Here is an 8,375-nt window from a genome sequence, read left to right as displayed (position 1 = left end):
TCCTCGCAGACCCACCTTGGCACATCGATGCCGTCGGGGGGCGGTCACATCATCAGAGCCCTTCAGATGGCAAATCGGGCTCATCTCGCCGGTCACGTCATAGCGATGCGTGCGCCCGCTGACCGTATAGTCATAGGCCACCGGCCAGCCATCCGCGCCGGGGATCAGGTTCATCCGGTCCGACCGCAGCACATGCAGCTCGCCCGGCATCGCGCCCACCCCCGGCACCGCCTCGACATAGGCGTTCCCGGACAGGAGCAGATAGCCATAGACCGCCTCCAGGAACTCCGCCCTGCCCTGCGCGCCGTTGGGCCGCGAGATCAGGTCCAGGACCGGATGCGTGTCGAACCGCTGCTCGTGCGTCTGGCAGACCAGGGGCAGCGCCGCCGCCGCCTCGGCGATCAGCCGCACGACGCGAAAGCCCACCGGGTTGCCCTGAAAGCCCGTCCGCGTCAGGCTTGCCGTGTCGCGCGGGCTCCAGGCCACGCGGCCCGCATTGCCCCAGGCGATCACCCGACCCACGGCACTTGCCTTGCGTTCCGGAACCGCCTGAACCGGCGCTTTCCGCAGAAAATCGAACACCATCTCGCGCTCCTTCATGCCCCGGGCAGCGCCCGACCGTCCGGGCTGCCTGATGCGCCCGGCCATATGACCCGCCAAATCCCTAAATCCGCTAAAGCGACCGAACGCTGGGTCGGCCGCCCTGCAACGGGGCCAGCATCAGGTCGGTCAGCGCCCACACGAGCGCATCCAGCCGGTCCGGAGACCCCGCTCCCTGCCAGCCCGCCGCCGTCATCCTGCCCATCTGCTCTTCCAGGGCGCCAAGACCCCGCACATGCCTGACCCGTCCCTGTTCATAAAGTGCCGCCACTGGCTCGGCCCTGAGCATCTTCGATCGCGTCGCATGGACCGCCCGGAACGGCACCAGCGGGTCGATCATCCTGACCAGCCGCTCCACCAGATCGCCGCCCTGGTTCACCTCGGCCACCAGCCTGTCCGCCCCATGCCGCTCCATCGCGGCCAGCGCGGCCCGCGCCCAGCCCTCGGGGGTCGCCCCCTTGACGCTGGCATCCTCCAGAACCACCGCGCGCCAATCCTTCGGCTCACCGCGCGTGTCCGCGCCGACCACCACGATCCCGCATTCGTCGCTCGACTTCATGCTGGTGACCGGAGGATCCACCGCCACCACGATCCGGTTGACCTGCGGCACCTCATCCACCCGCGCCGCCTCAAGCATCGCGGCCGTCCAAAGGGCCCCCTCGGCCTCCTCCAGCAATTCCCCCATCAGCTCCTGCCGCCCGAACCGCGTGCCGCCATAGCGCGCCTGCACCTCAGCCAGGAAGCTTTCCGCCAGATAGGCCCGGTTCGCCTCGGTCGGAGCATGGGTGATGACCGTCGAGGGGTTCTTCAGGATCGCCTTCAGCACCGCCACATTGCGCGGCGTCGTCGTCACCACCTGCTGCGGGTTCCTGCCCAGCCGCAACGCGAACTGCAACTGGTCCCAGGCCTCGGCCCCCTTCTTCCACTTGCCCAACTCGTCCGCCCAGGCCGCATCGAACTGCGGCCCGCGCATCGCCTCGGGCTCATGGGCCGAAAACACCTGCGCCATCGCCCCGTTCGGCCACAGAAGCTGGTTCTTCGACGCCAGCCACTCCGGCTTCCGGTCAGGCGGAGAACAGGCCACGATCCCGCTTTCCCCCAACACCATCACGTCGCGCACCTGATCGACCGTCTCACCGACCAGTGCCACCCGCCTGCACTTGCCGGGGTCCGCAGGTCCCGCACCTTCCACCTGCGCGCGCACCCATTCCGCCCCCGCCCGGGTCTTGCCGGCGCCTCGCCCTCCCATGATGACCCAGGTCTTCCAGGCCCCGCGCGGCGGCAACTGGTGCGGCAGCGCCCAGAACTCGAACACCCAGGGCAGGGCCAGAAGCGCGTTCTGGCTCAGCCCCGAGAGAAACTCATCCACCTCCTCCGGCGCCGCGGAGGCAAGCCAGGCGGCGCCCGATCTCAGCTCGGGCCTCGTCAAGGTCGAGCGCCCCTCCGGCTCCGACATGGCCGGCGATCTGCTTGCGGAGTTGGTCAACTTTTCCCCTTTCCTGCAACACGGCAAGGGCCGTCGCGCGAAGATCGCGGATCGCTGCCTGCGCTGCCTTTACCTCGTTGAATTCGCCGGCACGGATTGCCTCGATGGTGCGCTCAAGCTCCATCACCGCCATGCCGTAAAGCCGTTCCGCGCTCCCCAGAACCTCTTCTGGCGTGGGCCCGTCCCCCGTGAACCGCACTGTCATCTAGTTCCGACACCCCTCATGCTGCCCCCCGCACGAGAGAAATGGAAAAGCGGCCGACGGGGAGGCACCCCGGGCCGCTTCGACACTTCTTCAAGCATGTCACGATCTATATATCAGACCGCGCGCAAAGTCAAGTGAAAACGGATTTTAATCAAATACTTAGCGTCCGTCAGCTTTACGGTCTGTTAACCGTCACTCGCCCTGGACACCGCCTTCTTCCGTCACACCCTGCGAAGCCTCGATCTTGCGCCAGGCGGCGACGTTGCGGTTGTGCTCTTCCAGCGTCGCGGCGAAGGCATGCCCCCCCGAGCCGTCGGCCACGAAGAACAGATAGTCCGTGTCGTCGGGGTTCAGGGCAGCCTTGATCGACTCGGCACCCGGGTTGGCAATCGGGGTCGGCGGCAAGCCGGTGATGACATAGGTGTTGTAGGGCGTCTCGCGTCGCAGCTCGCTCTGCCGCAGGCCCCGGCCCAGCACGCCCTCGCCCTTGGTGATCCCGTAGATCACCGTAGGATCGGTCTGCAACCGCATTCCCTGCCGCAGGCGGTTCACGAAGACACTGGCCACCCGGCCCCTCTCCTCTGCGATGCCGGTCTCCTTCTCGATGATCGAGGCCATGATCAGCGCCTCTTCGGGCGTGTCATAGGGCAGGTCCGCGGCGCGCTTTTCCCAGGCCTCCGCCAGAATCGCCTCCTGCTTTGCGGTCATGCTGGCGATCACCGCCGCGCGCTGCGTGCCCCGCTCGACCTCGTAGCCGCCGGGCGCGAGGCTGCCTTCCGGGGGCACCGTCTCAAGCGCGCCTTGCAGGAAATCCGCCTTCTTCAGCGCGTCCACGATCTGCCAGCTGGTCACGCCCTCGGCCACGGTGATGCGGAACACCAGTGCCGGGTCGTCCGAGACCTCAAGGTATTCCGGCGGCAGGGGATCGGCACCAGCATCAAAGCGCGCCACCTCGGCATAGGTATTGGTCGCCAGGTCCAGCTCGCTCAGGACCACATCCGCCTTGGTGACCCCGATCCGGAAGTTCAGATCGCGCCCGCAGGTCGACCGGCCGCTGGCCGTGATTGCCTCCAGCACCTGCGCCATGCTCGCGCCCGCCGGCACCGTATAGCTGCCGAACTTCAGGTCATCCGCCTTGTCGGCATATTCGGCGCCGATCCGGAAGATCCTCGCATCGGTGATCGCGCCGCGCTGCTCCAGCGTCCTGCTCACCGACGAAAGAGAGGCGCCGCGTTCCACCTCCAGGCAGATCGGCTGTTGCAGCGGGCCGGCTGCGAAAAACTCGTTGCGGCCCCAGGCGACCAGGGCGGCCACCGCGATCAGGATCACGATGAACAGCGTCAGCGCGTTCGAGGCGATGGACCGCCACATCCCTAGCGCACCTTGCCCAGGATCAGGCTCGCGTTCGTGCCGCCGAAGCCGAAACTGTTCGACAGCGCGACATCGATCTTCCGCTTGACCGCCTTGTTGGGCGCGAGGTCCAGCCTCGGCTGAACCGCCGGGTTGTCCAGGTTGATCGTCGGCGGCGCGACCTGATCCCTGATCGCCAGCACGCAGAAGATCGCCTCCACCGCTCCGGCCGCCCCCAGAAGGTGCCCGATCGACGACTTGGTCGAGGACATGGTCGCCTTAGAAGCATGGTCACCCAGAAGCCGCTCGACCGCGCCCAGTTCGATGGTATCGGCCATGGTCGAGGTCCCGTGGGCGTTGATGTAGTCGATGTCCCTGGCCTCCAGCCCCGCCCGCTTCAACGCCGCCGACATGCTGCGGAACCCGCCGTCCCCGTCCTCGGAGGGCGCGGTGATGTGGTAGGCGTCGCCCGACAGGCCGTAGCCCAGCACCTCGCAGTAGATCTTGGCGCCGCGGGCCTTGGCGTGTTCGTATTCCTCGAGGACCACGATCCCCGCGCCCTCGCCCATCACGAACCCGTCGCGGTCGGCGTCATAGGGGCGGCTGGCCTTCTGCGGCTCATCGGCGCGCTTCGTGGACAGGGCCTTGCAGGCGTTGAACCCGGCGATGCCGATTTCCGAGATCGGGCTCTCGGCCCCGCCCGCGATCATCACGTCGGCATCGCCGAAGGCGATCAGCCGCGCCGCGTCGCCGATGGCATGCGCACCCGTCGAGCAGGCCGTCACAACCGCATGGTTCGGCCCCTTGAAGCCGAACCGGATCGAGACCTGCCCGGACACGAGGTTGATGAGCGCGCCGGGGATGAAGAACGGCGAGACCCGCTTCGGTCCCTTCTCCTTGATCAGCACCGCCGTCTCGGCGATCGAGTTCAGCCCGCCGATCCCGGATCCGATCATCACCCCGGTCCGCAGCTTCTCTTCCTCGGTCGGATCCTCCCAGCCGGCGTCCCGCACCGCCTGCACGGCGGCAGCCATTCCGTAGATGATGAAGTCGTCGACCTTGCGCTGCTCTTTCGGCTCCATCCAGTCGTCGGGGTTGAAGGTGCCGTCCGAGCCGTCCCCCATCGGGATCTCGCAGGCATACTGGGTCACGACGTTCGAGGTGTCGAACTTGGTGATGGTGCCCGCCCCGGACTGGCCGGCGATCAGGCGGGTCCAGGTCTCTTCCACCCCGCAGGCAAGGGGGGTGACCATCCCAAGACCAGTGACCACGACACGACGCATGCTGCTCTCCCTCACGGATCAGGCTTTGTCCCGGGTGATACACGGCCCCCCTTGCCCGCGCAACCTTGGGGCAAGCCGATAAGCGGGCCGAAGGCGTGTCCACGGTGGACACTCCACGGAACAGTCGCGAAATCAGTCACTTGGTCGCGGCCGTTCAGGTTTCCTTAACCTCTCATCCCTGCCGCGCCACGATGCCCATCACGGCCGCCAGAAGCTGCGCCGCCACGGCAGCCCCCTGCCCGTCGATGTCGCGCTCGGGCATGAACTCCACCATGTCGAACCCCACGATCCGCGCCTTCTCGGCCACGCCCGCGATCAGCTCCAGCACCTGCCAGTAGCCAAGGCCCCCCGCCGTCCGCCCGATCACCGCGGGCATCACCGCAGGGTCCAGCGCGTCGAGGTCGAGGCAGACGATGACCTCGGCCCCTTCGGCGATCAGGTCCAGGGCCCGGGAGATGCCGCAGCGCGCCACCTCACCCGCCGGAACGAAGCCCACGCCCCAGGTCTCGGCATCCGCCACGTCCTGCAGCCGCGCCGAGCCGATCCCGCGCTGGCCGACCTGGATGATCGCGTCGATGTGGTCCATCTCGGACGCCCTCCGCATGGTGGACGAGAGCCCCAACCTTTCGCCCTGCACCTCGTCGCGCCAGTCGATATGGGCGTCGATCTGGAGGATCGTATAGCCCCGCCCCCGCGCGCCGTAGGCCTCGAGCATCGGGATCGGCAGGCTGTCGTCGCCGCCGATCAGCATCGGCACCCCGCCCCGGTCAAGGACCTGGCTGACCGCCCCGAAGATCCGCGCCCGGTTGCCCGCCGGGTCCGCGATGTCCTGCGGCAGGTCGCCCGCATCCACGGCCGAGACACCGCCGGGAAACACCGGCCCGCCGAGGTCGAAGTTCATGTGCGCAAGGTTCGCCGCGTATGGGGCCCCCGCCGCCCGGATCGCCGCCGGCCCACCGGCGCAGTAGAAGCCGACGCTGGGATAGGGCGTGCAGCCGTCCGCCCCGATCAGCGCCATCCGCGCCTGCAGCCGCGACAGGTCGCGGCAGCGCGGCAGCCCCATGAAGGTCTCGACGGACGCGGCGCCCAACATGGTGCCAAGGGCGGTGTTACCGGTCATGCGGGACTCCTGTGCTGCAAGCCAGACTGGCGGGCGTCAGGCGGGCTGACAAGGCGTCAGGGGCAGGACGGCGACGGTCCGCCTGAACCGGCACCTCCTCGAGCACTTCGTGCACTCGTCGGGAGGGCATCGGCGAGGAGTGCACGAAGTGCTCGACGAGCGGCGGGCAAGGGCCAAGCCCCAAAGCAAAAGGCACCCCGAAGGGTGCCCCGCTGTCCCGCGAAGGACGAAATCGCTCAGGCGGCTTCCGAGATGAACTTCACCGCGTCGCCGAAGGTCTGGATGGTCTCGGCGGCGTCGTCCGGGATCTCGATGCCGAACTCTTCCTCGAAGGCCATGACCAGCTCGACCGTGTCGAGCGAGTCCGCACCCAGGTCGTCGATGAACGAGGCCGATTCCGTCACCTTGTCGGCTTCGACGCCCAGATGCTCGACGACGATCTTCTTCACGCGATCAGCGATGTCGCTCATGTCCGTTCCTCTATCTTGGCCTGGGCTCACTCCCGGCCTTTGCCGTTCCACCCGGTCGCCCGGGCCTCAATCCTGCGCGCCTATAGCAAGGGTCGGGGCGCATGGCAAACGCTTTAACCTGACTTGCGCGGCTTCGGTTTCAGACCATGGCCATGCCGCCGTTGACGTGCAGCGTCGCCCCAGTAACGTAGGCCGCTTCCGGCGAGGCAAGGTAGAGGACCGCCGCCGCGATCTCTTCCGGCGTGCCCATCCGGCCCGCTGGCACCGAAGCCAGGATCGCGCTGCGCTGCGCCTCGTTCAGCTTGTCGGTCATCGCCGTCTCGATGAAGCCGGGCGCCACGCAGTTCACGGTGATGCCGCGGCTTGCGACCTCTGCGGCAAGCGACTTGGACAGGCCCACCATGCCCGCCTTGGAGGCGGCATAGTTCACCTGGCCCGCGTTGCCCGTTGTGCCGACGACCGAGGAGATGTTGACGATCCGGCCCCAGCGCGCCTTCATCATGCCGCGCACCGCCGCCCGGCAGAGCCGGAAGGTCGCGGTCAGGTTCACGTCGATCACGGCCTGCCAGTCCTCGTCCGACATGCGCATGACGAGGCCGTCGCGGGTGATGCCCGCGTTGTTTACCAGGATGTCCACCGCGCCCATCGCCTCGGCGGCGCGTTTCACCAGACCCTCGACCTCTTCGGGGTTCGACAGGTTGCAGGGCAGGACATGCGCGCGGCTGCCGAGTTCGGCGGCCAGGGCCTCCAGCGGCTCGACCCGCGTGCCCGACAGGCCCAGGGTGGCCCCGGCGGCGTGGAGAGCGCGGGCGATTTCGGCGCCGATGCCGCCCGAAGCCCCGGTGACAAGGGCGGTCTTTCCGGTCAGATCAAACATGGGACTCTCCTTCACGCCTTGAGGGCGACGATGTCTTCGGGCGTGCCGATGGCCCGGGTGGTGGCGCCGGAGGCGATGCGCTTGATCATCCCCGACAGGGCCTTGCCGGCGCCGATCTCCCAGAACTCGGTGACGCCGGCGGTCTCCATCCACAGCACGCTCTCGCGCCAGCGGACCGATCCGGTGACCTGGGCAACCAGCAGGTCCATGATCCGATCGGGCTCCGTCACCGCCTCGGCGCGGACGTTGACCACGACCGGCACGGCGGGCTTCAGGATCGGGACGGCCGCCAGCGCCTCGGCCATCACTCGGGCGGCGGGCTGCATCAGCGCGCAGTGGAAGGGGGCGGAGACGGGCAGGATCAGCGCGCGTTTCGCGCCTCTCGCCTTGGCGATTTCCACGGCGCGTTCGACGGCGCCCTTGTGACCGGACACCACGACCTGCGCCGGATCGTTGTCGTTGGCGGCCTGGCAGACCTCGCCCTGGGCGGCCTCCTGCGCGACGGCGGTCGCGGTCTCGAAGTCGAGGCCGAGAAGTGCCGCCATGGCACCGACGCCGACCGGCACCGCCTCCTGCATCGCCCGGCCGCGGATGCGCAGCAGGCGCGCGGTGTCCGACAGGGTCAGCGATCCCGCCGCGCAGAGGGCGGAATACTCGCCGAGGCTGTGCCCGGCGACGAAACTGGCCCGGTCGATGCCGAAGCCCTCGGACTCCAGCGCGCGGAGCGCGGCGATCGAGGTGGCCATCAGCGCGGGCTGGGCGTTCTGCGTCAGGGTCAGCTCGGCGATGTCGCCTTCCCAGATCAGGGTGGACAGCTTCTCGCCCAGCGCCGCATCCACCTCGTCGAACACGGCCTTCGCGGCCGGATAGGCCTCGGCGAGTGCCTTGCCCATGCCGATGGTCTGGGCGCCCTGCCCCGGAAAGACGAATGCGCGGCTCATGTTCCCCCCTGTCGCGGTCGGGACCGGGATAGCGCGATGGGCG

General features: G+C 68.2%; 9 protein-coding genes. All 9 read right to left on the bottom strand.

The genetic code is table 11. From position 1 onward, the window contains the following. The coding region (locus tag FL625_RS15790) for a phage portal protein (RefSeq protein WP_149589638.1) at positions 1-585 on the bottom strand (585 nt) is incomplete at its 3' end. An 88-nt stretch (positions 586-673) separates the two neighbouring features. Then, positions 674-1,969 (bottom strand): DNA-packaging protein, encoded by a 1,296-nt coding sequence (locus FL625_RS15785; protein WP_149589637.1) that lies wholly within the window; start codon positions 1,967-1,969, stop codon positions 674-676. Continuing rightward, on the bottom strand, positions 1,962-2,291 hold the full coding sequence (locus FL625_RS15780) for a hypothetical protein (protein WP_149589636.1): 330 nt from the start codon (positions 2,289-2,291) through the stop codon (positions 1,962-1,964). Before FL625_RS15780 ends, FL625_RS15785 begins: the two co-directional genes overlap by 8 nt. 192 nt (positions 2,292-2,483) lie before the next feature. Further along, positions 2,484-3,662, bottom strand: coding sequence for an endolytic transglycosylase MltG (mltG, locus tag FL625_RS15775; protein ID WP_149589635.1), 1,179 nt, complete (start codon positions 3,660-3,662; stop codon positions 2,484-2,486). A gap of 2 nt (positions 3,663-3,664) precedes the next feature. Next, complete coding sequence (gene fabF, locus FL625_RS15770; RefSeq protein WP_149589634.1) at positions 3,665-4,924, bottom strand: beta-ketoacyl-ACP synthase II; 1,260 nt, start codon at positions 4,922-4,924, stop codon at positions 3,665-3,667. Positions 4,925-5,096: 172 nt separating this feature from the next. Continuing rightward, positions 5,097-6,044, bottom strand: coding sequence for an arginase family protein (locus tag FL625_RS15765; RefSeq protein ID WP_149589633.1), 948 nt, complete (start codon positions 6,042-6,044; stop codon positions 5,097-5,099). Positions 6,045-6,280: 236 nt separating this feature from the next. Next, the gene (locus tag FL625_RS15760; RefSeq protein WP_128515501.1) at positions 6,281-6,514 is read right to left on the bottom strand and encodes an acyl carrier protein; all 234 of its coding nucleotides are present in this window, start codon (positions 6,512-6,514) and stop codon (positions 6,281-6,283) included. Between the two features lie 139 nt (positions 6,515-6,653). After that, positions 6,654-7,391 carry a 3-oxoacyl-ACP reductase FabG gene (fabG, locus tag FL625_RS15755; protein WP_149589632.1) on the bottom strand — a complete coding sequence of 246 codons (738 nt, stop codon included), beginning with the start codon at positions 7,389-7,391 and terminating at the stop codon, positions 6,654-6,656. Between the two features lie 11 nt (positions 7,392-7,402). After that, positions 7,403-8,332, bottom strand: coding sequence for an ACP S-malonyltransferase (fabD, locus tag FL625_RS15750; RefSeq protein WP_149589631.1), 930 nt, complete (start codon positions 8,330-8,332; stop codon positions 7,403-7,405). Positions 8,333-8,375 lie beyond the last annotated feature (43 nt).

The organism is Tabrizicola flagellatus, from assembly GCF_008271465.1.
GTDB lineage: Bacteria > Pseudomonadota > Alphaproteobacteria > Rhodobacterales > Rhodobacteraceae > Tabrizicola > Tabrizicola flagellata.
Note: the sequence above shows the minus strand (reverse complement) of the source record. Positions and strands in the feature narration are given on the sequence as shown.